This is a genomic window from Nocardioides turkmenicus, from assembly GCF_011045035.1.
Taxonomy (GTDB): Bacteria; Actinomycetota; Actinomycetes; order Propionibacteriales; family Nocardioidaceae; genus Nocardioides; species Nocardioides turkmenicus.
Genome location: NZ_JAALAA010000007.1, coordinates 1 through 24167 on the forward strand (window position 1 = coordinate 1; position 24167 = coordinate 24167).

Below are 24167 nucleotides of genomic sequence, written 5' to 3' on the forward strand. Positions count from 1 at the left end.
GTGGAGGGGCGTACGCAGCTGGGGGGTGGCCCAGAGGGAGCGCGGCTTCTTCTTGGGTGCCTCGCCTGCCGATCCCATCGCGGCGAAGACGGCCACGATCGCGGCTACGTCTTCGGGGGTGGCGTTCTGGTCGATGACCTTGAGCAGGGGCTTCTGCTCGGCCGTCAGTTCTTCCGGCGCGGTCACAGCGGGATGTTCCCATGCTTCTTGGCGGGCAGGGTCTCGCGCTTGGTGCGCAGGAGACGCAGCGCGCGAGTGACCTCGGCGCGGGTCTCGTGGGGCGGGATGACCGCGTCGACGTAGCCACGCTCGGCGGCGATGTAGGGGTTGGCGAGGGTGGTCTCGTACTCGTCGATCAGCTCGGCGCGCTTGGCCTCGACGTCGCCGCCGGCGGCCTCGACCTCGGCCAGGGTGCGGCGGTGGACGATGTTGGCCGCGCCCTGCGCGCCCATGACCGCGATCTGGGCGGTGGGCCAGGCGAGGTTGATGTCGGCGCCGAGGTGCTTGGAGCCCATGACGTCGTAGGCGCCGCCGTAGGCCTTGCGGGTGATGATGGTGACGAGCGGGACGGTGGCCTCGGCGTAGGCGTAGATTAGCTTCGCGCCGCGGCGGATGATGCCGTTGTGCTCCTGGTCGGTGCCGGGCAGGAAGCCGGGCACGTCGACGAAGGTGATGACGGGGACGTTGAAGGCGTCGCAGGTGCGTACGAAGCGGGCGGCCTTCTCGGAGGCGTCGATGTCGAGGGTGCCGGCGAACTGCATCGGCTGGTTGGCCACGATGCCGACCGGGCGGCCCTCGATGCGGGCGTAGCCGATGATGATGTTGGGCGCCCACAGCGGCTGGACCTCGAGGAACTCCTCGTCGTCGACGATGTGCGAGATGACCTCGTGCATGTCGTAGGGCTGGTTGCCGCCGTCGGGGATGAAGGTGTCGAGCTCGCGGTCGAGGTCGGAGATCTCCAGGTCCGCGACCTCGTCATAGGCCGGCGGCTCCTCCATGTTGTTGGAGGGAAGGTAGGAGAGCAGCGCCTTGACGTACTCGATCGCGTCGGCCTCGTCGGAGCCCATGTAGTGGGCCACGCCGGACTTGGAGTTGTGGGCGAGCGCGCCGCCGAGCTCCTCCATGGTGATGTCCTCGCCGGTGACGGTCTTGATGACGTCGGGGCCGGTGATGAACATGCCGGAGGTCTTGTCGACCATGATCGTGAAATCGGTGACGGCCGGCGAGTAGACGTGGCCACCGGCGCAGTTGCCCATGATCAGGCTGATCTGCGGGATCACGCCGGAGGCGTGGACGTTGCGCTTGAAGATCTCGCCGTACAGACCCAGGGAGACGACACCCTCCTGGATGCGGGCGCCGGCGCCCTCGTTGATGCCGATCAGCGGGGAGCCGGTCTTGATCGCGAGGTCCATGATCTTGGTGATCTTCTCGCCGTAGACCTCACCCAGCGACCCACCGAAGACGGTGAAGTCCTGCGAGAAGACGCAGACCTGGCGGCCGTCGATGGTGCCGTAGCCGGTCACCACGCCGTCACCGAAGGGGCGGTTCTTCTCCAGGCCGAACGCCGTGGACCGGTGGCGGGCCAGCTCGTCGACCTCCTGGAAGGAGCCCTCGTCGAGCAGCATCTCGATACGCTCGCGGGCGGTCTGGCGACCCTTCGCGTGCTGCTTCTCGACAGCCTTCGCGGAGCCGGCGTGGACGGCCTCGTCGAGACGACGCTCCAGCTCGGCCAGCTTTCCGGCGGTGGTGTGCAGGTCGATCTCGGGCTGCGGGGTGGCTTCGGCGCTCACGGTGCTCCTTTGGACTTCGTGCGGTGCGGGGGCCAATCTAATGCCCGTGCCACCTTTCGCGATGCGACGCCCGTCACTTGACCCTTCCCGGCTCGATGCGCTACCGGGCGGCTGGCGGGTGGAGATCCTCGACTCGACGCCGTCGACGAACGCGGAGCTGGCCAGGCGGGCACGCGCGGGCGAGGAGCCGGGCCTGGTGATCACCACCGAGCACCAGACCGCCGGCCGCGGCCGGCTCGACCGGGGCTGGACGACGCCGGCGCGCTCGGCACTGACCGTCTCCGCGCTGCTGCGCCCATCGGCGTCGATCCCGGTGGAGCGGTGGCCCTGGCTGCCGTTGATGACCGGCGTCGCCGTCGCGTCCACACTGCGGAAGAAGGGGTACGCAGCGGGGCTGAAGTGGCCCAACGACGTGCTCATCGAGGGCCGCAAGGTGTGCGGCATCCTGATCGAGCGGATCGAGGCTCCCGAGGGAGCCGCCGCGGTGATCGGGTTCGGGCTCAACACCTCCCTGACCCGCGAGGAGCTGCCGATCGAGACCGCCACGTCGCTGGAGCTGGAGAGCGGCGCGCCCGTCGATCGCACCGAGATGCTGGCTGCGTTGCTGGAGGAGCTGCGGGCTGCGTACGAGATCTGGGGGTCGGAACCCGACGAGCTCGCACGCCGCTACCGCGAGCTGTCGGTGACAGTCGGGGAGCGGGTGCGGGCGGAGCTGCCGGGCGGGGACGTCTGGGAGGGCGTGGCCACCGAGATCGACGACTTCGGCCGGCTGGTCATCGAGACCGGCGAGGGGACACGGGTGGTCGGTGCGGGCGACGTGATTCACGCGCGGCTGCGCCCGAGGTCTTGACGGGCGGGCATGAAGCGCCGAGTGGCATGATCTGTTCGTGGCGAAATCGAAGCAGCCCGTCAACCTGACCTCGGCGGAGGTGGCCGAGAAGGCCGGCGTGAGCCTGGACCAGGCGAAACGCCTGTGGCGTGCTCTCGGGTTCCCGGAGATCGGTGACGACGAGGCGTTCTTCGACGAGGCCGACGTGCAGGCGCTGGCCAAGGCCAACGAGATCTCGGGCAACGGCCTGGTCAGCTTCGACCTGGTCGTCAACCTGACCCGCGGCATCGGACAGTCGATGGCGCGGCTCTCCGACTACGAGGTCTCCGCGCTGCTGCACCACGTCGAGACCCAGAACGAGGACGAGCGGTCGCCGTCCGAGCTGCTGAAGGCGACCGTCTCGGTCTCGGAGCAGTTCGAGAGCGCGTTCGAGGAGATGATGACCTTCGCCTGGCGCCGCCACATGCGCGCTGCGCTCGCGCGGGCCGAGGCGTCGGTCGCGGGGCCCGAGGAGCAGCTGGGCACGGTCTGGCAGACCGTCGGGTTCGCCGACATCGTCTCGTTCACCGCGCTGTCGAACACGCTCACCGAGGAGAAGATCGGCGACCTCGTCGAGCTCTTCGAGTCCCGGTGCGCCGACGTGGTGGCGACCTGGGGTGGCCGGATCATCAAGTCCCTGGGCGACTCGGTCCTCTTCGTCAACGACGATCCGCTGCAGGCCTACGGCACGGCCGAGGGGATCATCAACGTGATCGGGCGCGACCCGCGGATGCCCGACGTACGCGTCGGGCTGGCCTCCGGCAACGTCGTCTCGCGTCTCGGCGACGTCTTCGGGCCACCCGTGAACATGGCTGCGAGGCTGACCGCCGTCGCCCGCCGCAACCGGATCATCATCGACGAGGCGACCGCCGGGGCGATGCCGGAGGACGAGTTCGAGACCCGGCGACTGGCCGCTCGACCGGTGCGAGGCTTCGGGATCGTGGAGCCTGTCGCGGTCCGTCGTGTCTGAATCGTGACCTACCAGGGTGCTGCTGACCTGCGATTTCGCGGATTTGTTCACATTCCGTTGTAGTTAACAGTCGATCAACGCAGGGCGTTGATTGCTTTACCTGGTCATGCCTTCGTGGGCATGGTTGAGAACGTCATTCGGGGACGCACGTTTGTCATGCCCATTTCGTTGCACGTTGGCCTGAAAATGTCAGTGGCAATATCGTGCAATCCTTTGCCAAGGGCTCTTTACCTCCCTAGTGTCGGTTCCATGATCGAGGTACAGGAGATCAAGCTCGACCCGGAAACCCGGCGAGCATGGCGGAACGATGAGGAGCTGACGCTCTCTCGCAAGGAGTTCGACCTGGTTCATGCCCTGATCAAGAGGGCTGGCGACGTCGTCTCCCGCGACGAGTTGATGAGGGACGTGTGGAACGCGACCTTCTACACCTCGTCGAAGACCATCGACGTCCACCTTGGCTGGGTGCGTCGCAAGCTGGGCGACGACCCCCGGAAGCCCCATCTGATCACCACCCTGCGCGGCAAGGGGCTGCGCTTCGAGAAGGCCTGACCTTCTCGCAACCTGCCGGGAGCCGGATTTCGCGGATATCGTGAGGGGGATCCGCGAAATCGGCTCCGGCCCGGCAGTTTCCTTATCCTGTCCGTCGTGACCCTCGCACCGACACTTGCGATCATCGGCGGTGGCCAGCTGGCCCGCATGATGGCTCAGCCCGCAATCGCGCTCGGCCTCCCGCTCCGGCTTCTCGCCGAGGGTGAGGGCGTCTCGGCCGCCCAGGTCATCCCCGACCAGCTGGTCGGGGACTACCGCGACCTGGACACGTTGAGGAAGGCCACCGAGGGCTGCGAGGTGGTCACCTTCGACCACGAGCACGTCCCGACCGAGCACCTGCACGCCCTCGAGGCCGCCGGCGTCGCCGTCCGGCCCGGGCCCGACGCGCTCGTGCACGCCCAGGACAAGGGCGTCATGCGCGCCCGGCTGACCGAGCTCGGCATCCCGTGCCCGCGCAACGCCATCGTGTCGTCGGTAGAGGAGGTCGAGGAGTTCGGCTTCCCGTGCGTCCTCAAGACCACCCGCGGCGGCTACGACGGCAAGGGCGTCTGGGTCGTACGCGGCGTCGCCGATGTCGCCGAGCCGCTTCGCGTCGCCGAGGAGGCGGGTGTCCAGATCCTCGCCGAGGAGCTCGTCGACTTCCGCCGGGAGCTCTCCGCGATCGTCGCCCGTTCGCCGAGCGGTCAGGCTGCTGCGTACCCGGTCGTGCACACCTACCAGGAGAACGGTGTCTGCAAGGAGGTCATCGCCCCGGCGCCCGACCTCTCGCCCGAGCTCGCCGTCGAGGGCGAGCAGATCGCGCTGCGCATCGCGGGCGAGCTCGGTGTCACCGGTGTCCTCGCGGTCGAGATGTTCGAGACCGTCGACGGCCGCCTGCTGGTCAACGAGCTCGCCATGCGTCCTCACAACACCGGCCACTGGACCCAGGACGGCGCCGTCACCTCGCAGTTCGAGAACCATCTGCGCGCGGTCATGGACCTGCCGCTCGGCTCGCCCGCACCCCGCGCGAAGTGGTCGGTGATGGTCAACATCCTCGGCTCCTCCCGGCCGGATGTCGGCCGGCTCTACGACGGCTACCCGCACGCCATGGCCCGCGACCCGCACCTCCGCGTCCACCTCTACGGCAAGGAGATGCGTCCGGGGCGCAAGGTCGGCCACGTCAACGTCTACGGCGACGACCTCGACGACTGCCTCGAGCGCGCCCGCCACGCCGCCGACTGGTTCCAGGGCGACCTCGGCAACGACTCCGACTGACCGCCGAAGCGTCAGCCGCGTCGGCCGACGCGTCGCCCGCGTCGGCCGACATGGCACTCCGCTGCCAACTCGGCCGACCTGGGTGACGTCTCGGCCGACGTACCTGACGCCTCGGCAGGGTCAGACGCCGAGGCGCTGGCGCTCGGTGGCGACGACCTCGCGGGCGATCTCGGCGTCGGAGGCTTCGGCGGCGAGAGCGGCGACGGCGTCGTCGGGGTGCGAGGTCTCGTACGCCTCGGGGCTGCTGGCCGCGGTGGCGCTGACCCGGGCGAAGTCGTCGAAGAGCTCGGCCTTGGCGGCGAGGATGTCGTGGACGCGCTGGTCGACGCCGACCTCGGAGAGCAGGCGGTGGACCTGGACCGACTGGAGCTGGCCCATGCGGCGAGCGCGGGCGATGGCCTGCCACTCGATGGTCGGCTTGAGCTGAGGCTCGCAGATGACCACGACCGACGCCGACTGGATGTTGAGGCCGACGCCACCGGCGACGATCTGGGTGACCAGCACCGCGCCGTGGCCGGCTGCGGAGAACTCGTCGACCATCTGCTGGCGCTCCTCGGCGGGCACCGACCCGGTCAGGGGACCGAACACCTCGCCGGGCAGCAGCGTGACCAGGTCGTCGAGGACCTTCCTGAAGTGGGAGAACACGATCACGCGGCGGCCGTTCTCCTCGGCCTCGCCGACGATCTCGATCAGCCGCTCGACCTTCGCCGACGACGTGCCCTGGAGCATGGCGGCCTGGCGCATGGCCATGAAGTTGCCGTCGCGGACGCACTCGGCGTACGCCCTCTCGTCAGCCGGGGACAGCGGCAGCCAGTCCTCGACCTCGACGAGGTCGGGCAGCTCGGTGAGCACGTCCTCCTGGTTGCGGCGCAGGTAGACCGGGGCGACCTGCTTGCGGAACCGGTGGGGGTTGAACTCGTCGGCGGAGAGCAGCAGGTCGGGGCGGAGATAGGAGACGAGGTTGCGGAACTCGTCGATGCGGTTCTCCATCGGGGTGCCGGTGAGCAGGATGGCGCGCTCCGAGGCGTCCAGCGCCCGGCGTACGCGCTCGGTCCGCTGGGTGCGCGGCGACTTGATCATGTGAGCCTCGTCGACCACGACGCAGGCGACCTCGACCTGGTCGAGGAAGGGCTGGATCGTGTTGAGCGTCTCGTAGGTCGTCACCGCGACGCCACCCTGCTCGACCCAGATCTTGGCGGCCTTCGAGCGCCGGTTCCCGTGGAGCCGATGGGGGATCAGGGTCGTCTTCGAGTCGGTCTCGCGCACCCAGTTGGTGACCACCGCGGCCGGGCAGACGACGAGCGTGTGCGAGGCGCCCATCGCGTGCAGGTGGGCGAGCACGGCCAGCGACTGGAGCGTCTTGCCGAGCCCCATCTCGTCGCCGATGATCACCTTCATCTGCACCAGCGCGAAGCGGACGCCGAAGTGCTGGTAGCCGCGGAGCGAGGCGGTGAGGTTGTTCGTACGCAGCTCCTGCGCGCGCACCGCCTCGATGATCTCGGCCGACAGGTCGCCATGGATCTTGTCCTCGTCCTCGGTGAGGAAGCCGAGCTCGGAGAGCATCGCGTAGTAGTCGGCCGGGCGCTTCTCGAAGTCGTCCCACGGATCGGCCGGCCGGTTGCCCGGACGGATCCGGCGGGCCATCTCGGCACGGTGGGCGATCGATCGCAGCGCGCTCTGGAAGTCGTCGAGGCTCGCCGCGTTGGCGAGGATCAGGTGGAACCTCGCGCCGCTGTCGAGGGACCGGATCAGCGGCCGCAGCGACTGGACGAGGGCGAGCTCCGCCCCCGCGTCCTTCGTACGCCGCCCCGCCTCCCACTCCGCCAGCCGGGCGAGCAGCCTGGTGGCCGCCGGAGTGCGGCGGTCGTGGTCGATGGCGAGCGGCATCTCGTCGTAGGTGCGCTGCCACAGCGCCTGCGCCGCCTCCTGCATCCGCATCGCCGTGGCCGGCCCGACCCCGGGAAGTTCCCGCAGGTCAGACCGGGGATGGATGACCTCGTGGACGGTGCGGATCCCGGCCTCGAGGAGGGGCTCGATGCGTACGAGATCAGCGAGCTCGTCGACCGGAAGCGACCTGACCGCGGTGTCGGTGTCGGCGCTCCTGACCGCGTTGCCGGCCTCGGTCGCGGCCCGGCGAGCGGGCTCCTCGGAGCGCCTGGCCTCGTTGAGCGCCTCGGCCTCGTTGCGTAGGACCAGGATGCCCTTGCGCGGCGCCAGCGCCGCCTCCGAGCCCAGGCCGGAGAGAGCCTCGAGGAGGCCGACGCTCGGCAGCAGCGCCTCCCGGATCCGCACCCGGCGACGGCTCGGGAGCCGCCCCAGCCGGTCGAGCCGGGCCGGCGCCTGGATCTCGCTCGCCCGCTGGTGCAGGTCGAGGATCCGCCGGCCCGCCAGCTCCGCCTCCTCGCGTCGGCTGCCACGCACGAACAGCCGACGGGCGCCGGCCGCCTTCTTCGCCTGCGCGACGTCCTCGGCCGCGACGGCCAGCGACTCGACGAGCTCCTGGGTGGTCTCCTCGACGGGCTCGAGCGCGTGACGCCGGGCGATCGCGGCCAGTCGTGGCCCGTCGCTCCGGTCGAGCGCGAGGCTGCGCCAGGCCACCTGGGCCGCGCGTTTTAGCTCGGCCGCGCTCGCCCGGAAGTGGTCGACCGCCTCGGTCGCCTCCTGCTCGATCACGGCCCGCGCGGCGGTCGCCGACGCCGCTTGCCGCGACCAGGACGAGACCTGCCGCACGCGCGAGGGCAGCGCCTTGCGCTCCGCCTTGGTCAGCCCGGTGAACCGCTCGACCGAGGCGGTGCTCGGCGGCGTACCGATGACGACGTCGGTGCTCGTAGCTGGATCCATCTGCCTTTGTGGGGGTCGTAGGGGACGGCGGGCGGCGTCGGAAGACCCTAGCGGGCAGCACCGACATGCAGATGACGGACAGAGGTCGGACCGGTGACGCGGGGCAGGTCGGCGGCCGCATAGCCTGTCTCCATGAGCGCTCGCGTAGGCATCGTGATGGGATCCGACTCCGACTGGCCGACGATGAAGGCCGCGGCCGACCTTCTCGACGAGTTCGGGATCGAGTGGGAGGCCGACGTGAAGTCGGCCCACCGGATGCCGCAGGAGATGATCGACTACGGCCGCGACGCCGCCGGCCGCGGGCTCTCCGTGATCATCGCCGGTGCCGGCGGTGCCGCCGCGCTGCCCGGCATGCTCGCCTCTGTGACCCCACTGCCCGTCATCGGCGTCCCGGTGCCGCTGAAGTACCTCGACGGCATGGACTCGCTGATGTCGATCGTCCAGATGCCCGGCGGCATCCCGGTGGCGACGGTCGCCATCGGCAACGCCAAGAACGCGGGCATCCTCGCCGCCCGCATCCTCGGCGTCGCCGACCCCGAGCTGCAGCAGAAGCTGGTGGCGTACGAGAAGTCCCTCGCCGAGCTCGCCCGCGAGAAGGGCGAGGTCGTACGCCGCGCCACCTCCTGAGCCTCAGGGCAGGAGCGACAGGCCCTTGACGAGCTTGTCGATGACCCGGCGCGGGCCGAAGAGGCTGACCGCGCAGTAGGAGAGGTCGGCGCCGCGGCTGTTCCCGACGGCGAACAGGTAGTCGTCGTAGACCCGGGTGTGCTGCGCCTGGGTGGGCATGTCGACGACGGCGACGCCAGGCTGGGCGACCGCCTGACGCCGCAGGTCGGTGAGCCGCTGGGCCGGGGCGCCGAGCACCGTGCAGCCGATCCATGGCAGGCCGGGGTGGGTGGAGCCGTCGGCATCGGCCGCGTCCGCGCCGAGGAGTCCGGACGTACGCTGCGTGGTCGCGCCTGCGACGCAGACGGCCGCGTTCACGGCGCGACCGGCGGGGAGGTCATGGTCGACGACGACCACCCACTTGAACGGCACCTCGCGGGTGCTCAGGGACTGGTCGATCTCGTCCGGAGCGAACCCGATCCTCGCTGTCTCGACACCTGTGCTCATCACTCTGACTCCTGTCATTCGCCAACTGAACTCGCGACAAGTCTTGGGAATATCAGGCTGATTCGCAATCAAGCCGGTCATTGTCAGGAAGACTCGGTAATCTGGCGTGCATGGATGAAGTCGACCGCCAGATTCTGGCCGCCTGGACGATGGATGCACGGCGGAGCCTTCGGGACATCGCCGCCGAGGTCGGCGTCTCGGCGACCACCGTGCACGATCGCGCCCGGGCGATGCAGCGCCGCGGGCTCATCCGCGGTGCGTACCTCGATCTCGACCTGCGCCAGATCGACCGCGGCGTGCAGGCGCTCGTCGCGGTCCGTATCCGGCCGCCCTCGCGGGCCAACATCGAGGCCTTCCGCGACTGGGTCGGCGCGCTCCCGGAGGCGGTCGGGGTCTTCGTCACCTCCGGCCGGATGGACTTCATCGTCCACGTCGCGGTCCCCGACAACGACGCGCTCTACGCGTTCGTGATCGACCGGCTCACCTCACGTGCCGAGATCGCCGACGTCGAGACGTCGGTGATCTACGAGCACATGCGGACGATGACGTTCGAGCCGTAGCGCTACTGCTGCGACGTCCGTGCGCCCGCCTTGGCGCGCTCGAACCAGATCTTGCTGGGGCAGGTGTCCATCACCATCGGTACGCCGGCCGCGGTGGTGCGCTCGAAGGCCGACTCGTCGACCACGCCCATCTGGAACCAGACGCCGCCGGCGCCGATCGCCACGGCCTCGTCGGCGAACTGACCGGCCGCCTCGGAGCGGCGGAAGACGTCGACGACGTCGATCTTGCCGACGGCCGCGGCGGCCTCGGCCAGGGTCGCGTAGACCTTCTCGCCGAGCACCTCCTTGCCCTCGGCGGCGGCACCGGGGTGGATCGGGACGATCCGCTTGCCGTGCTGCTGGAGCTCCTGGGCGATCGAGTAGGCGGTGCGGTAGGGGTCGCCGGAGAGGCCGACGACGGCCCAGGTCTCCGAGTCGTCGAGAAGCGTGTCGATGGTGTCCTGGTCGAGCCATGCGGCGGTCATGTGGAGGGGAACAACAACATCGCCTCGACGATTCCGTGACCCGCCGACGTACTGGCGAGTAGCAATCAGGCATAGACTCCGGAACATGAGTGCCGAGTACCCGTTGTTCGCCCTCTCCGAGGAGCACCAGGAGATCCGCAAGGCCATCCGCGAGATCTGCGACGCCAAGATCGCTCCGGCCGCGGCTGCGGTCGACGAGGAGGCTCGCTATCCGCAGGAGGCTCACGACGCGCTGATCGAGACCGAGTTCTTCGCGCCGCACGTGCCCGAGGCGTACGGGGGTGTGGGTGCTGACGCGCTCGCGACCGTCCTGGTCATCGAGGAGATCGCCCGCGCGGACGTCTCGGCCTCGCTCATCCCGGCCGTGAACAAGCTGGGCTCGCTGCCGGTGCAGATCGGTGGCTCGGAGGAGCTGAAGAAGAAGTACCTCGGCAAGCTCGCCGCCGGTGAGGGCAACTTCTCCTACTGCCTCTCCGAGCCCGACGCCGGCTCGGACGCCGCCAACCAGAAGACCCGTGCGGTCCGCGACGGCGACTTCTGGGTGCTCAACGGCGTCAAGCGGTGGATCACCAACGCGGGTGTCTCGGAGTACTACACGGTCCTGGCGATGACCGACCCCGAGAAGCGCTCCAAGGGCATCTCCGCCTTCGTCGTCGAGAAGTCCGACGAGGGTGTCTCCTTCGGTGCCCCGGAGAAGAAGCTGGGGATCAAGGGCTCCCCGACGCGCGAGGTCTACTTCGACAACGTGCGCATCCCCGCCGACCGGCTCATCGGCGAGGAGGGCAAGGGCTTCACCTACGCCATGCAGACCCTCGACCACACCCGCATCACGATCGCCGCCCAGGCCGTAGGTGTCGCGCAGGGTGCGCTGGACTACGCGTTGGGCTACATCAAGGAGCGCAAGCAGTTCGGCAAGCCGATCGCGGAGTTCCAGGGCCTGGAGTTCATGGTCGCCGACATGGGCATGAAGATCGAGGCCGCCCGTCAGCTCACCTATGCCGCTGCCGGCCGCTCCGAGCGCGGCGACAAGGACCTCACCTTCTTCGGCGCCGCCGCGAAGGCGTTCGCCAGCGATGTCGCGATGCAGGTGACCACCGACGCCGTGCAGCTGCTCGGTGGCTACGGCTTCACCCGCGACTACCCGGTCGAGCGGATGATGCGGGATGCCAAGATCACCCAGATCTACGAGGGCACCAACCAGGTCCAGCGGATCGTGATGGCCCGCCAGCTCCTCGCCGGCATCCAGTCGACCCTGTGACCGGCTTCCGGCTCCGCGAGTGGGAGACGTCCGATGCGGCGCTCCTGCTCGCGGCGTACGGGGGCGCCGGGATGGCGACCGAGCGGCCGGCGGGTGTCTCCACCGTCGAGGATGCGGGGCGGTTGATCCGCGAGTGGGCTGAGGAGGCGGCGGCCGGCAAGGCGCACACCTTCGCGGTCGTCGACGCCTCCGAGATCCTGGGACAGATGAGGGTCACCATGCAGTCGTCGGTCCACAGCATCGGCTGGATCTCCTACTGGACCCTCGAGAAGCACCGCGGGCGAGGCGTCGGCAGCACCGGCCTGAAGCTCCTGGCGCGGTACTGCTTCGACGAGCTCGGCCTCTTCCGCCTCGAGACCGGTCACCGCGTCGACAACCCCGGATCGTGCCGTGTCGCCACGTCCGCCGGGTTCCTCGTCGAGGGCCGCGAACGCCAGAAGCTGCTCTACGACGGGGTCCGCTACGACACCGAGACCCACGCCCGGCTCGCGACCGATCCCGATCCTGCCTGACGCTCGAGAAGACGTACGCCTCGGCCTAGTCCTGGACACGGCCGCGGAGCTGCTTGGTCTGGCTGCGCTGTCGCTTCGCGTCGAGGCGGCGCTCCTTGGAGCCGCGGGTGGGCTTGGTGGGGCGCCGGGTGGGCGGTGGTGGGGCCAGGAGCTCGCGGATGCGCAGGGCGAGACGCTCGCGCGCGGCGACGCGGTTGCGGTGCTGGGAGCGCTGCTCGTGGGAGACGACGAGGATCGGGCCGGGCGAGCGGGCGAGGACGCGGGCGCGCTGCGACTCGTCGAGCGCCTCGGAGGCCGACGGGTCCCAGGTCAGCTCTACCCGCGAGTCGGTGGTGTTGACCGATTGCCCACCAGGGCCGGGCGAGCGGGAGAACCGCTCGACCAGCTCGGAGTCGGGGATGACCAGGCCCTCGGGCAGGCCAGGGCCTGGCGGCACCCGCATGTCCTTCATCTGGCTCCTCTCGCTCGACCCCCCATTCTCCTCCGCGCCGTCGGCAGCGCCCACAGGCCCGGTCGAGTCGCGCACCACGAGCTCCGCCGGTACCCGCTGCCGCCGTGGCCGTGCGCCGGGCTCTTTCAGCGCCAGCGTGAGGGCCCGGGCGCCCATCTCGGCCATCGGCAGGCGCACGGTGGTGAGTCCGGGGGAGAGGTCCTGGGCGACGGCGACGTCGTCGAAGCCGCTGACCGAGACCTGGCCCGGCACCGAGACCCCCGAGCTGCGCAGCTGGGAGAGGCAGCCGATGGCCATGTCGTCGTTGAGGGCGATGACGGCGGTCGTACGCGGGTGGTCGGCGAGCATCCGGCGGATGCACTCGCGCCCGCCCTCGCGGGTGAACGGACCCTCCAGGACGGGTACGTCACCGGCATCGAGCCCCGCCGCCGCGAGCGCGTCGCGCACTCCCTCGAGGCGGTCGGCCACCGTGGTCAGCTCGAGCGAGCCGGAGACGACCACGATGCGCCGGTGGCCGAGGCCGAGGATGTGCTCGGCGACGGCGCGGCCGCCGGGGCGGTTGTCGGGCAGCACGCTGTCGACGCCGAGGTGGTGGCGGCCGACGACCGCGACGCGACCGCCCGCCTCGGCGTAGCGCTGCACCTCGAGCCGCATCGGTGCCTCGACCGAGGCGTCCACGAAGCCCGATCCCGCGATCAGGATGGCGCCGACGCGGTTGGCCACCAGGCTGCGTACCTGCTCGACCTCGGCCTCCGGGTCGCGGCCGGTGTGGCAGATCTGGACGGTGCGGCCGTGCTCGGCGGCGAGGCTGAGCACGCCGCTGGCGATCTCGGAGAAGTAGGGGTCGCCGATCTCGTGGACGACGAGCCCGATGGTGGCGGTGGAGCCGCTGGCGAGCGAGCGGGCATGGAGGTTGGCGACATAGCCGAGCTCACGTGCCGCCTGCCGGACCTTCTCGGCGACCGAGTCGCTGACGCCGGGTGTTCCGGAGAGTGCGCGGGAAGCGGTTGCGATCGAGACGCCGGAGGCGTTGGCGACGTCGATCAGGCGGGGGGAGCGGGCGGAACGGTCCATCGATGCCCCTTGTCGTCAGGAATGTGACCCTTGCCACACTAAGCGGGAGTCGGTAACGTCATCGTAAACGCTTACGTAAGCGCTTTCGTAGAGGAGACCCGCAGATGCGCTTCACGACGATCCCCACCGCGAGCAAGCGGTCCAGAGCAACCCTGGCCGCCACGGCGGCCCTGGCTCTCGCCTCCACCCTCGCCGCCTGTGGCGCTGCCGAGGAAGGAGGCGGCGACGACGAGATCGTGATCGGCATCTCGCTGCCCCTGACCGGCGACTTCAGCGAGCCCGGCAAGGGCATCCAGCGTGGCTACGAGGCCTGGGCCGAGTACGTCAACGCCAACGGCGGCCTGCTGGGCCGCGACGTACGCCTGGAGATGCTCGACGACCAGTCCAGCGCCGAGCGCGTCGCGGCCGACTACGAGAAGCTGATCAACCAGGAGCAGGTCGACCTGGTCGTCGGGCCGTTCTCGACCCGCCTGGTGATCCCGGCCGCCCAGGTAGCCCAGGACTACGGCTACCTCTTCGTCGAGCCCGCCGGCGCGGCGCCGGAGGTCTTCGAGGAGGGCTTCGAGAACCTCTTCTACGCCGCGCCAGCCGTCGCCGACGACCACTACAAGCTGCTCGCCGAGCACATCCTGTCGATGCCCGAGAGCGAGCGGCCCAAGACCGCGGCGTACGCGTCCATGGATGACCCGTTCGCCCAGGGCACCGCCTACGGGCTCAAGGACGCGCTGGAGGAGGGTGGTGTGAAGACGGTCGTGGACGAGGTCTACCCGCCCAACACCACCGACTTCAGCAGCATCGCGGCCAAGGTCGCCGACAGCAAGGCCGACATCGTCGTGGGCGGTAGCCAGTACCAGGACGGCGTCAACTTGATCGTCGCGCTGCAGCAGCTCAACTACCAGCCGAAGCTGGCCGCGTTCTCGACCGCGCCGACCGAGACCGAGTTCGCCGAGGCGATCGGCGACAAGACACAGGGCATCATCGCGCCGACCGGCTACACCACGAAGGCCGACTACCCCGAGAACCAGGAGTTCGTGAAGTTCTACGAGGAGAAGCACGGGGAGGCACCCGGAGAGGACGAGGCCAACGCCTGGACCACCGGTCAGGTGGTCGCGGCGGCGGTCGAGGCCGTCGAGTGCGCAGAGCCCGACCCGGAGTGCCAGTCCCAGCTGATCGACTGGCTGCGCGAGAACGAGGTCGACACCGTCGTCGGTCCGCTCAGCTGGGACGACAAGGGCCGCCCGCAGAGCGCCCACATGATCCAGCAGTGGGTCGACGGCGAGATCAAGATCGTCCTGCCGAAGGACCAGGCCGAGGCCGAGTTCATCTTCCCGAAGCCGGCGTGGTGAGCCGATGTCACTGTCACTCCTCCTGCAGAGCCTGATCCTGGGGCTGCTGCTCGGAGGCCTCTATGCCCTGCTCGCCGCCGGCCTGACGCTCTACTTCGGCGTCATGCGGGTCGTGATGATCGCGCACTCCGCGTTCCTCATCCTGGCTGCGTACCTGGCCTGGTTCTTCACCAAGCAGACCGGGCTGGACCCGCTGCTGTCGCTGTTCATCACCGTGCCGCTCTTCTTCGCGGCGGGCTACGTGATGCAGCGGGCGCTGCTCTCGCGGCTGCGGCCGGCGACGCTGACGATGATGTCGGTGCTGCTGACCTTCGCGATCGCGCTGGTCATCGAGGGCGGCCTCGGCTACCTCTTCTCCGGCACCCAGCGACGGATTCAGCTCGGCTACTCAGGCGCCAGCCTGGAGCTGTGGGGCGCCCGGATCGCGGTGGTGAAGCTGATCGCCTTCGGGCTGGCCGCGATCTCGCTCCTGGCGCTCTTCCTGCTGCTCAAGAAGACCCGCTTCGGGCAGGCGCTGCGGGCCACGATCCAGCACCGCGAGGCCGCTCAGCTGCTCGGCATCGACACCGACCGGATCGCCGGCTTCGGCTTCGGGCTCGGGCTGGCGACCGCGGCGGTCGGCGGCACCGCGCTCGCGCTCGACGCCACGATCTATCCCTCGCTGCACTGGCACTGGATCGGGCCGCTGATGGCGATCATCGTGATCGGAGGCCTCGGCAGCATCCCCGGCGCCGCGATCGCGGCGATGATCCTCGGGGTCACCCAGGCGCTGCTGCAGATACCGATGGGCACCACCTGGGCGCAGACGGTCTTCTACGTCGCCCTCTTCGCCACCCTCATGTTCCGCCCCCAGGGTTTCTTCGGAGGTCGCCTTGCTCAGCGCTTCTAGCCACGGCCGTACGCCTGCCGCGATCAGGCTCGTCGCGGCCGTCGTCCTGCTCGGCCTGGTCCTCGCCTTCCCAGCGCTCGCCCCGGACCCGTTCATCCTGTCGGTGGGTGTGGTGATCGCCAGCTATGCCGCGCTCGCGGTGGCGTGGAACTTCGTCGGCGGGCTGACCGGCTACATCTCGCTGGGCCACGCCGCCTACTCGGGACTGGGCGGCTACGGCACCGCGCTGCTGATCACCGAGGCCGGGGTGAACCCGTGGGTCTCGATGGTGGTCGCGGCGCTGCTCGTGGGCGCGGCTGCGGTGCCGATCGGGATCGCGTCGCTGCGGGTCCGCGGCGCCTCGTTCGTGATCGTCTCGATCGCGCTGGTGCTCATCCTGCTGCTGGTCGCGCAGAGCTGGGCCGGTGTCACCGGCGGGTCCAACGGCCTGCGGGTGCCGCGGCCGTTCGGCACCGACGTACTCCGGCCCGAGCAGCACGAGCGGTTCTTCTACCTGTTCGTGGCGCTGACGCTCGTCGCTCTCGTGCTGTGGTGGCTGATCGACCGCTCCCGGCTCGGCACCGGGCTCAAGGCCATCCGCGAGGACGAGGACAAGGCGCAGGCGCTGGGTGTGCCGACCTTCGCCTACAAGCTGGTCGTCTTCGTCGTCTCCGCGTTCTTCACCGCGATGGCGGGCGGGATGTACGCCCTCTGGTTCGGGTCGCTCGACCCGATCTTCCAGTTCTCGATCCTGACCGGCTCCTACCTGGTGCTGATGTCGCTGCTCGGCGGCGTACGCAGCCTGCTCGGCCCGGTCGTCGGCGCGGTGATCGTGGGGTATGCCGTCGAGTTCTTCAAGAACCAGTACGGCGACACCCAGCTGCACCTGGTCGCGCTCGGACTCCTGCTCGCCCTGGTCGTGCTCTTCATGCCCGACGGGGTCATCCCGTGGCTGACCTCCCAGCTCGACCGGTTCCGTCCCGGCGGCACCTCGATCCGCGAGGTCGATGCCGCTCAGCTGGCCGAGGAGCGCAAGGCGCTCGAGGAGGCGAAGCGATGACCTTCTTGGAGACCAACGGACTGACCAAGGCCTTCGGTGGCGTACGTGCCGTGGACGAGGCGACGGTCAGCTTCCAGGAGGGCAGGATCAACGCCCTGATCGGCCCGAACGGGTCGGGCAAGACCACCTTCTTCAACTGCGTCACCGGGATGATCCGGCCCGACTCGGGGACGGTGACCTACCGGGGTCGCGACGTGACCGGTCACGCACCGCACCGGATCGCCCGGGCCGGGCTCGGGCGCAGCTTCCAGCTGTGCCGGGTCTTCCCGCGGATGACGGTGCTCGACAACGTGCTCGCCGGGGTCCGCTCGACCGGGCTGGCGCACCGGCTGCGCGGGGCGCACAACCCCGATGACATCGCCCGGGCCCGGGAGCTGCTGGCGAGGGTCGGTATCGAGCACCTCGAGCGCAGCGAGGCCCGCGACATCTCCTACGGTCAGCAGAAGCTGCTCGAGCTCGCCGGCGTGCTGATGGCCGAGCCCGACACGATCATGCTCGACGAGCCCGCCGGCGGCGTGAACCCGGCGCTGATCGGCCGGATCGCCACGCTCGTACGCGAGCTCAACGCCGAGGGCCGCACCTTCGTCATCGTCGAGCACAACATGGAGCTGGTGATGAGCCTCTCCGACCATGTCGTGGTCTTCGACCGCGGCCGTCCGATCGCCTCCGGTGCGCCGGCGGACGTGCAGAACGACCCCCGAGTCCTGGAGGCCTACCTTGGTGTCTGAACCTCTTCTCGAGCTGCGCGACATCGAGGCCGGCTACGGCCGGGCGGCGCTGGTCCTGCGCGGCCTCACGGTCACCGTTCCCGCAGGTCAGATCGTCTGTCTGGTCGGTCCCAACGGGGCCGGCAAGTCCACCGTGCTCAAGGTGGCCAGCGGCATGCTGACGCCACGCTCGGGGACCATCACCCTCGAGGGCGTCGACGTCACCCGCAACGGTCCGCAGCAGATGCTCCGTGCCGGCATGGCCCACGTCCTCCAGGGCCACTCGGTCTTCAAGGAGATGACCGTCGCCGAGAACGTCGGGCTGGGCGCCTACACGGTGCGCGACCAGGCGGCGGTGGCCGAGCGGACCGACTTCGTCAAGAGTCTCTTCCCCGTCGTCGCGGAGCGGTGGAACACCCTCGCCGGCGCGCTCTCGGGCGGTCAGCAGAAGCAGGTCGAGTTCGCCCGCTCGCTGATGGTGAGCCCGAAGGTCGTGCTGCTCGACGAGCCCAGCATGGGCCTGGACCCGAAGACCACCGCGACGGTGTTCGAGCAGGTCGTACGCATGCGCGACGCCGGTCTGGCGGTCCTGCTCGTCGAGCAGAACGCCCGGCGGGCCCTCGAGTCGGCAGACCTCGGCTGCGTACTCGATCTGGGGAAAGTCCACATCGCGGGGAAGGCTGCCGACCTGCTCGCCGACCCGCGGATGGCGGAGCTCTATCTCGGGGGAGCCGCAACGACCTCAACAGGGGCCACCGACGGTCCCGACTAGGGGAAGGGAAAGCACCATGAGATGGAACAGGAGATCGACGCTGAACCGAATGGTGGGGCGAGGCGTACGCGCCGGTGTGATCGCCCTCGCCGTCGCCCTGGCCGCTCCGCTCGCCGGAGCCCAGGCGCACGCACCCGACGGCCACGGACTTGCCGTGGTCAAGCCCAGGGCGAGCCTGGCCGACTGGGATCCGCTGACCGACCAGAAGTGGGCCTTCGAGGACGGCCAGGTGATCCTGACCGAGCCGGGGACGCCGCAGCCGGGCCCCAGGCGCCCGTTCGAGTACGCCATCGTGACCCAGGGCCCCGCGCTCGGGTCGCTCACCTATCGCGCCGAGGTGCGCATCGACGAGGCCGTCACGGTCACCAACCGCGACGTGATCCTGGTCTGGAACTACCAATCACCGACGCGCTTCTACTACGCCCACCTCTCGACCGACAACACCATCTACCCCCACAACGGCATCTTCGTGGTCAACGACGCCGACCGGCTGCGGATCGACCACCAGTGGAACGGCACTGTCGGCGCCGCGCCGTCGATCACCGACGCGGAATGGCATGACGTACGCCTCGACTACAACGCCCGGACGGGCGCGATCGCGGTCTATGTCGACGGCGCGGACGAGCCGCGGATGACCGCCACCGACACCAGCTTCGCCGGAGGCCGGTTCGGCTTCGGTTCCTTCGACAACTTCGGGCGCATCCGCGACGTCACGGTCGCGGGCGTGCGCCATCGCTGAACCCTCGGTTTAGGAGAGAACAACCCATGGGATCCTCACGTCTATGGGGTGGTCTCGCGGCCGGCGCCATGATCGCCGCGCTGCTCACCCCCACGCTCTCTGCCAGCCCCTTCAACGCAGCGAACGCCGCCATCCCCGGCAGCGAGCCTGTCCCCGACCCCATCCCCGAGCAGCCCGTACGCAGCAGCCTCGGTCTCGTGCTCGAGGAGGTCACCCAGCTTCCGAAGACCGAGCCCTACCCCACCCCTACCGACCAGCGCCTCGTACGTCACAACCGCATCAACTTCATCGGCGAGGTCCCCGACGGCTCGGGTCGGATGTACGTCCCCGACCTCAACGGACCGATGTATCTGCTCGAGAACGGGCAGCAGCACGAGTACCTGGACCTCCGGGACCACTTCGTCGACTTCTGGTCCGGTGCCGGACTGGGCAGCGGCGCAGGCTTCATCACGTTCCACCCCGACTTCGAGGAGAACGGGCTCTTCTACACCACCCACACCGAGCGCTTCGGCGGTTTCGCCAAGACCCCGACGTTCCCGTCCCAGACCAACCCCGGTTCCGGGCGGACCGTCAGCGTCGTGACCGAGTGGCACGCCACCGACCCGGCCGCGGACGTCTTCGCGGGAACCAGCCGTGAGGTGATGCGGATCGACTTCGCCGGCCAGATCCACGCCATCCAACAGATCGACTTCAACCCGACCGCCCAGCCGGGCGACGAGGACTACGGGCTGCTCTACATCGCCTCCGGCGACGGCGGCAACGGTGTCCGCAGCGACGACCCGCAGGACCTCGCCAACCCCTTCGGCAAGATCCTGCGGATCGACCCCCTCGCCCGCGACGGGCGCAACGGGGCGTACGGGGTCCCGGACAGCAACCCGTTCGTCGACCGGGAGGGCGCGATCGGTGAGATCTTCGCGTACGGCATGCGTGACCCGCACCGGTTCACCTGGGACGTCGAGACGGGCCGGCTGCTGCTCGGTCACATCGGCCAGCACGCGATCGAGGGCGTCTACGACGTCGAGGCCGGGGACAACCTGGGCTGGAGCGAGATCGAGGGCCGGCTGCTCTACGACAACACCGACGAGTGTGCCCTCTACACGGTGCCCGACGACTACGACATGTCTCGCTTCACGCTCCCGGTGGCCTCCTTCGACCACGACCCGCCCGCCAACTACTCCTGTACGTCCGACAGTGGCCACGCGGTCAGCGGCGGCGTCGTCTACCGCGGCCGGTTCGACGACCTGAAGGGCAAGTACGTCTTCGGCGACCTGGTCAACGGCGAGGTCTACTGGACCGACGCCCGGCAGATGAAGCGGGGAAGCAGCAAGGAGGCGACCCTGCACCAGATGCAGCTCTTCGACACCTCGGGGAAGCGGCTCTCGATGCAGGACTTCGTCGACCACCCGCGCGTCGACCTGCGCTTCGGCACCGACTCCCGCCGCAACCTCTACCTGCTGGCCAAGGCCAACGGGAAGGTCTGGAAGGTCGTGGACACGGTGCACCGGCCCTGGCCGAGCGAGGTCCTGCCGTCGCTGCGCGAGGACCTGGTCAGCTATTACGACTTCGAGCACCCCTTCGCCCCGGGGTCGCGCGAGGAGGACCAGGGCTTCTCGCGGACGCTGCTGAACCAGGTCAACGGCGGCAACGCGATGCAGCTGTCCGACTCGGCCTACCCGACCAGCAACAACGCCCTGCAGACACAGCAGCTGAACCCGGAGGTCAACGGCAACGACGACTGGAAGGCGGGGTCGTGGAACCAGAACGGGGTCGCGTCGCTGGCGCCGTTCGCCGGGGCCGAGGAGATCACCGTGGCCGGCTGGTTCAAGGTCGACATGGACGGGCCTGCGCTCAACTCGGTGACCGCCGACCCGACCGACCGGTTCAACGCCATCGGGCTGGCCGGGGTGCTGTCGGGCAACTCCGACGGCCACGGCGTACGCGCCCTGCTCGAGCTCATCAACGTCAACGGCACCCTGCGCCTGGTCGCGCTCGGGCGCCGGCTCGACGAGGGTGCCTCGCAGACCTTCGCGGCCTCGGCGGACTGGCAGACCCTGCTGCCGCGTGGGCAGTGGGTGCACCTGGCGGCGACGTTCGACTACACCACGGGGACGATGGCGCTCTACCGCAACGGCAGGGCCGTCGAGGGGTTCTACACCTCGGCCGGTGACCCGTGGAAGGTCGACGGCACCGGCACCTCGGACACGTTGCCGCGCGGCTACAAGGTCGGTGGCTCGTTCCCGCAGGACACCGTCGAGCGGAACCCGTGCGACTGCCGGATGGACTCGCTGATGTTCCTCGACCGGGCGATCACCCCGGACGAGGCGCGGGCCCAGTACCAGCGGTTCGTCAACAGCCGCTGACCTCGGTGGGGTCCACGGCTCCGGTTCATCGGACCGGGCCGTGGACCTCGCTGCGCAGCCGGGCCATGGTGGCGTCGAGGTCGGCGGCGGTGCGGGCGGCGGCGCCGAGCTCGTCGCGCAGGGTGGTGGGGACGGTGCCGTCGTACTTGTAGTAGATCGAGTGCTCGACGCTGGCCCAGAAGTCCATCGCGATGGTGCGGATCTGCAGCTCGACCGGTACGTCGACGGCGCGGTCGGAGAGGTAGACCGGCACCTTGATGATCAGGTGGAGGCTGCGGTAGCCGTTGGCCTTCGGCTCGGCGATGTAGTCCTCGACCTCGACCACGTCGACGTCGGACTGGCTGCCCAGCATCTCCATGATCCAGTAGACGTCGGAGACGAACGGGCACACCACCCGGATCCCGGCGATGTCGCGGATCTGCTGCTCGAGCGCCTCGAGGGTGAGCGGGCAACCGATCTTGCGGGCCTTGGCGAGCAGGCTGTCGGGCGACTTCAGCCGGGTGCGTACGTGCTCGATCGGGCTGTGGTCGTGGGTGTGCTCGAACTCCTCGCGAAGGATCGCGATCTTGGTCGAGACCTCGTCCATCGCGAACTTGTAGCGCATCCGGAACCTGGCCAGCTCGCGTGCCATCTCGTCGCCGCTTGCCTCGACGAGATCGACCAACCCGTTGATCGGGTTGTCGTCGACTGTTGTCATCGTCCCCTCCTGACAGAGTCATCTTTGCAGGCGCCGACAACACGGCGACGTGGTGCCCACCAGGAGGCCGGGGCGAGCGGCCCTGGCTGACCAGGCCTTCCGTCCCTCTCCTGGACACCGGCGTGCGACGGGCCGGGTGGGCCCGATACAGTGACACCCCTCGGGGGATATATACCCCTCGGGGGATAAGAGGTCTGTTCGGGCTACCACGACAAGGAACTCCCCCACATGCGCATTCTGCTGCTCGTCTCCGCGTTCAACGGTCTGACCCAGCGGGTCTGGTGCGATCTGAAAGAGGGCGGCCACGACGTCGGCGTCCTGCTGGCGCCGGTCCACGACGACGCGTCCCTGGTGGCGGCCGTCGAGGAGATCGGACCCGAGCTGATCCTGTGCCCGTTCCTCAAGCACCGGGTGCCGGAGGCGGTCTGGGGCAGCTACCCGACGGTCGTGATCCACCCGGGGCCGATCGGCGACCGAGGCCCGTCCTCGCTCGACCACGCCACGCTCGACGGGCGCTCCCGCTGGGGTGTCACGGCGCTGTCCGCCGTCGAGGAGATGGACGCCGGCCCGGTCTGGGCGACCGAGACGTTCCCGATGCCCGAGGTCCCGATCGCGAAGAGCGCGCTCTACAACGGGCCGGTGGCCGATGCGGCGATGGCGTGTGTCGCGGAGGTCCTCCGCATGGTCGCCGCGGGGGAGGCCCCGAAGCCGGCCGAGGAGTGGCCCGCAGAGGTCGCGGGCACCGGCGAGCTGCCGCTGCTGCGTCGCACCGCCTTCGAGATCGACTGGTCCGCGCCGGCGACCGAGATCGCCCGCCGGATCGCGGCGGCCGACGGCGCGCCGGGTGCCCCGGCGACCGTCGACGGCAAGACGTACTGCCTCTTCGACGCGGCGACGACCTCCGACCAGCACGGCGCCGAGCCCGGCACCGTGGTCGGTGTCGACACCGACGCGGTCGCGATCGCCACCGGCGAGGGCACGCTGTGGGTCGGCTACGCCGCGACGCTCGAGAAGAAGCGTGGCCCCAAGCTCCCGGCGGCCTGGGTGCTCGACACCCGCCACGCGCCCTACCGGGCGATGCCCGAGGCGCTGGCCGAGACGACCTACGAGCGCGACGGCGACATCGGCTACCTCACCCTGCGCTCCTACAGCGGCGCGATGCACACCCAGCAGTGCCGACGGATGACCGACGCGGTCCGCAAGGCGCTCATCGAGGACACCCGGGTCCTGGTCGTACGCGGCACCGAGCACGCCTTCTCCAACGGCATCCACCTCGGCGTGATCGAGGCGGCCCCGGACCCGGCGGCCGAGGCCTGGGACAACATCCGGGCCATCGACGAACTCTGCGTGGCGATCGCCGAGGCCGAGCAGCTGACCATCGCCGCGTTCACCGCCAACGCGGGTGCCGGCGGTGTGATGGCCGGGCTCTGTGCCGACATCACGGTCGCGCGGGCCGGTGTCGTGTTGAACCCCTACTACGACATGGGCATCTTCGGCTCCGAGCTGCACACCTGGGGCCTGCCGAGCCGGGTCGGGCCTGAGAAGGCCGACGAGCTGCTCGGCGCGAAGCTGCCGATCTCGGCGGCCGAGGCGGCTCGGATCGAGATGGTCAGCGAGCTCGGCCCGCGCGACGCGGCGGAGTTCGACGGCTGGCTGCGCGACCTGGCGCAGGGCTACGCCGACCCCGAGGCGTATGTCCCGGCCCTGGCGGCGCGCGAGTCGCGCCGGGCCTGCGCGATGCCGATGTCCTACTACCAGAGCATCGAGCTGGCCGAGATGGCCCGCGACATCTTCGACGACCGCTACGGGTTCGCGGCGAAGCGGAAGGCGTTCGTCACCAAGGCTGCGCCGACCGAGACGCCGTCGAAGATCCGGTTCTGACGATTGACAGACTAGAACGTGTTCCACCAACCT

The 24167-nt window shown here is 69.5% G+C and carries 23 protein-coding genes; 16 read left to right on the forward strand and 7 right to left on the reverse strand.

Annotated elements, in window-relative coordinates:
* Both G5C66_RS09565 and G5C66_RS09570 read right to left on the reverse strand, forming a co-directional pair.
* Window positions 1-186 (reverse strand): acyl-CoA carboxylase epsilon subunit (locus tag G5C66_RS09565; protein WP_206443909.1); only part of this gene is annotated, 186 nt, incomplete at its 3' end.
* The gene (locus G5C66_RS09570) at window positions 183-1790 is read right to left on the reverse strand and encodes a carboxyl transferase domain-containing protein (protein WP_165110738.1); all 1608 of its coding nucleotides are present in this window, start codon (window positions 1788-1790) and stop codon (window positions 183-185) included. The genes G5C66_RS09565 and G5C66_RS09570, both read right to left, overlap by 4 nt.
* Before the next feature lie 118 nt (window positions 1791-1908).
* Here G5C66_RS09570 and G5C66_RS09575 point away from each other — a divergent pair, with 118 nt between their 5' ends.
* The 4 genes from G5C66_RS09575 to G5C66_RS09590 all read left to right on the forward strand — a co-directional run bounded on the left by G5C66_RS09575 (window position 1909) and on the right by G5C66_RS09590 (window position 5431).
* Window positions 1909-2640: a biotin--[acetyl-CoA-carboxylase] ligase gene (locus tag G5C66_RS09575; protein WP_338144124.1), complete on the forward strand. Its 732-nt coding sequence runs from the start codon at window positions 1909-1911 to the stop codon at window positions 2638-2640.
* Between the two features lie 37 nt (window positions 2641-2677).
* On the forward strand, window positions 2678-3628 hold the full coding sequence (locus G5C66_RS09580; protein ID WP_165110740.1) for an adenylate/guanylate cyclase domain-containing protein: 951 nt from the start codon (window positions 2678-2680) through the stop codon (window positions 3626-3628).
* 249 nt (window positions 3629-3877) lie between these two features.
* Entirely contained in the window at window positions 3878-4177 is a 300-nt protein-coding gene (locus G5C66_RS09585; protein WP_040757211.1) for a winged helix-turn-helix domain-containing protein, read from the forward strand.
* 96 nt (window positions 4178-4273) lie between these two features.
* The gene (locus G5C66_RS09590) at window positions 4274-5431 is read left to right on the forward strand and encodes a 5-(carboxyamino)imidazole ribonucleotide synthase (protein ID WP_165110741.1); all 1158 of its coding nucleotides are present in this window, start codon (window positions 4274-4276) and stop codon (window positions 5429-5431) included.
* A 120-nt stretch (window positions 5432-5551) separates the two neighbouring features.
* Here the strand turns inward: G5C66_RS09590 and G5C66_RS09595 are convergent, their stop codons facing one another.
* Window positions 5552-8272: an SNF2-related protein gene (locus tag G5C66_RS09595; protein WP_165110742.1), complete on the reverse strand. Its 2721-nt coding sequence runs from the start codon at window positions 8270-8272 to the stop codon at window positions 5552-5554.
* Between the two features lie 132 nt (window positions 8273-8404).
* Between G5C66_RS09595 and purE the strand changes: the two genes are divergently transcribed.
* A complete protein-coding gene (gene purE, locus G5C66_RS09600; RefSeq protein ID WP_165110743.1) occupies window positions 8405-8899 on the forward strand; it encodes a 5-(carboxyamino)imidazole ribonucleotide mutase in 495 nt (164 codons plus the stop codon).
* A 3-nt stretch (window positions 8900-8902) separates the two neighbouring features.
* Here purE and G5C66_RS09605 read toward each other — a convergent pair whose 3' ends face one another.
* Window positions 8903-9385 (reverse strand): DUF2000 domain-containing protein, encoded by a 483-nt coding sequence (locus G5C66_RS09605; protein ID WP_165110744.1) that lies wholly within the window; start codon window positions 9383-9385, stop codon window positions 8903-8905.
* A gap of 110 nt (window positions 9386-9495) precedes the next feature.
* On the opposite strand from G5C66_RS09605, the gene G5C66_RS09610 reads away from it, so the two are divergent.
* Window positions 9496-9945: an Lrp/AsnC family transcriptional regulator gene (locus G5C66_RS09610; protein ID WP_165110745.1), complete on the forward strand. Its 450-nt coding sequence runs from the start codon at window positions 9496-9498 to the stop codon at window positions 9943-9945.
* Window positions 9946-9947: 2 nt separating this feature from the next.
* Here G5C66_RS09610 and G5C66_RS09615 read toward each other — a convergent pair whose 3' ends face one another.
* A complete protein-coding gene (locus tag G5C66_RS09615; RefSeq protein WP_165110746.1) occupies window positions 9948-10409 on the reverse strand; it encodes a CoA-binding protein in 462 nt (153 codons plus the stop codon).
* 85 nt (window positions 10410-10494) lie between these two features.
* On the opposite strand from G5C66_RS09615, the gene G5C66_RS09620 reads away from it, so the two are divergent.
* Together G5C66_RS09620 and G5C66_RS09625 are read left to right on the forward strand one after the other, a co-directional pair.
* On the forward strand, window positions 10495-11667 hold the full coding sequence (locus tag G5C66_RS09620; RefSeq protein WP_165110747.1) for an acyl-CoA dehydrogenase family protein: 1173 nt from the start codon (window positions 10495-10497) through the stop codon (window positions 11665-11667).
* Window positions 11664-12179, forward strand: coding sequence for a GNAT family N-acetyltransferase (locus G5C66_RS09625; RefSeq protein ID WP_165110748.1), 516 nt, complete (start codon window positions 11664-11666; stop codon window positions 12177-12179). The genes G5C66_RS09620 and G5C66_RS09625 overlap by 4 nt, the downstream gene beginning before the upstream one ends.
* 25 nt (window positions 12180-12204) lie before the next feature.
* Here G5C66_RS09625 and arfB read toward each other — a convergent pair whose 3' ends face one another.
* A complete protein-coding gene (arfB, locus tag G5C66_RS09635; RefSeq protein ID WP_241248387.1) occupies window positions 12205-13704 on the reverse strand; it encodes an alternative ribosome rescue aminoacyl-tRNA hydrolase ArfB in 1500 nt (499 codons plus the stop codon).
* 104 nt (window positions 13705-13808) lie between these two features.
* Here arfB and G5C66_RS09640 point away from each other — a divergent pair, with 104 nt between their 5' ends.
* The 7 genes from G5C66_RS09640 to G5C66_RS09670 are packed head-to-tail and all read left to right on the forward strand — an operon-like array spanning window position 13809 to window position 21556.
* On the forward strand, window positions 13809-15050 hold the full coding sequence (locus G5C66_RS09640) for an amino acid ABC transporter substrate-binding protein (protein ID WP_206443910.1): 1242 nt from the start codon (window positions 13809-13811) through the stop codon (window positions 15048-15050).
* 4 nt (window positions 15051-15054) lie between these two features.
* On the forward strand, window positions 15055-15939 hold the full coding sequence (locus G5C66_RS09645; protein WP_165110749.1) for a branched-chain amino acid ABC transporter permease: 885 nt from the start codon (window positions 15055-15057) through the stop codon (window positions 15937-15939).
* Window positions 15923-16978, forward strand: coding sequence for a branched-chain amino acid ABC transporter permease (locus G5C66_RS09650; protein WP_206443911.1), 1056 nt, complete (start codon window positions 15923-15925; stop codon window positions 16976-16978). Before G5C66_RS09645 ends, G5C66_RS09650 begins: the two co-directional genes overlap by 17 nt.
* Window positions 16975-17706 (forward strand): ABC transporter ATP-binding protein, encoded by a 732-nt coding sequence (locus G5C66_RS09655; RefSeq protein WP_165110750.1) that lies wholly within the window; start codon window positions 16975-16977, stop codon window positions 17704-17706. The genes G5C66_RS09650 and G5C66_RS09655 overlap by 4 nt, the downstream gene beginning before the upstream one ends.
* Window positions 17699-18457, forward strand: coding sequence for an ABC transporter ATP-binding protein (locus G5C66_RS09660; RefSeq protein WP_338144125.1), 759 nt, complete (start codon window positions 17699-17701; stop codon window positions 18455-18457). The genes G5C66_RS09655 and G5C66_RS09660 overlap by 8 nt, the downstream gene beginning before the upstream one ends.
* Before the next feature lie 49 nt (window positions 18458-18506).
* Window positions 18507-19196 (forward strand): hypothetical protein, encoded by a 690-nt coding sequence (locus G5C66_RS09665; RefSeq protein ID WP_165110752.1) that lies wholly within the window; start codon window positions 18507-18509, stop codon window positions 19194-19196.
* A gap of 26 nt (window positions 19197-19222) precedes the next feature.
* Entirely contained in the window at window positions 19223-21556 is a 2334-nt protein-coding gene (locus G5C66_RS09670; protein ID WP_165110753.1) for a PQQ-dependent sugar dehydrogenase, read from the forward strand.
* Between the two features lie 25 nt (window positions 21557-21581).
* On the opposite strand, the gene G5C66_RS09675 is transcribed toward G5C66_RS09670, so the two are convergent.
* Entirely contained in the window at window positions 21582-22253 is a 672-nt protein-coding gene (locus G5C66_RS09675; RefSeq protein WP_165110754.1) for a GTP pyrophosphokinase, read from the reverse strand.
* Between the two features lie 228 nt (window positions 22254-22481).
* On the opposite strand from G5C66_RS09675, the gene G5C66_RS09680 reads away from it, so the two are divergent.
* On the forward strand, window positions 22482-24134 hold the full coding sequence (locus G5C66_RS09680; protein WP_165110755.1) for an enoyl-CoA hydratase-related protein: 1653 nt from the start codon (window positions 22482-22484) through the stop codon (window positions 24132-24134).
* Window positions 24135-24167 lie beyond the last annotated feature (33 nt).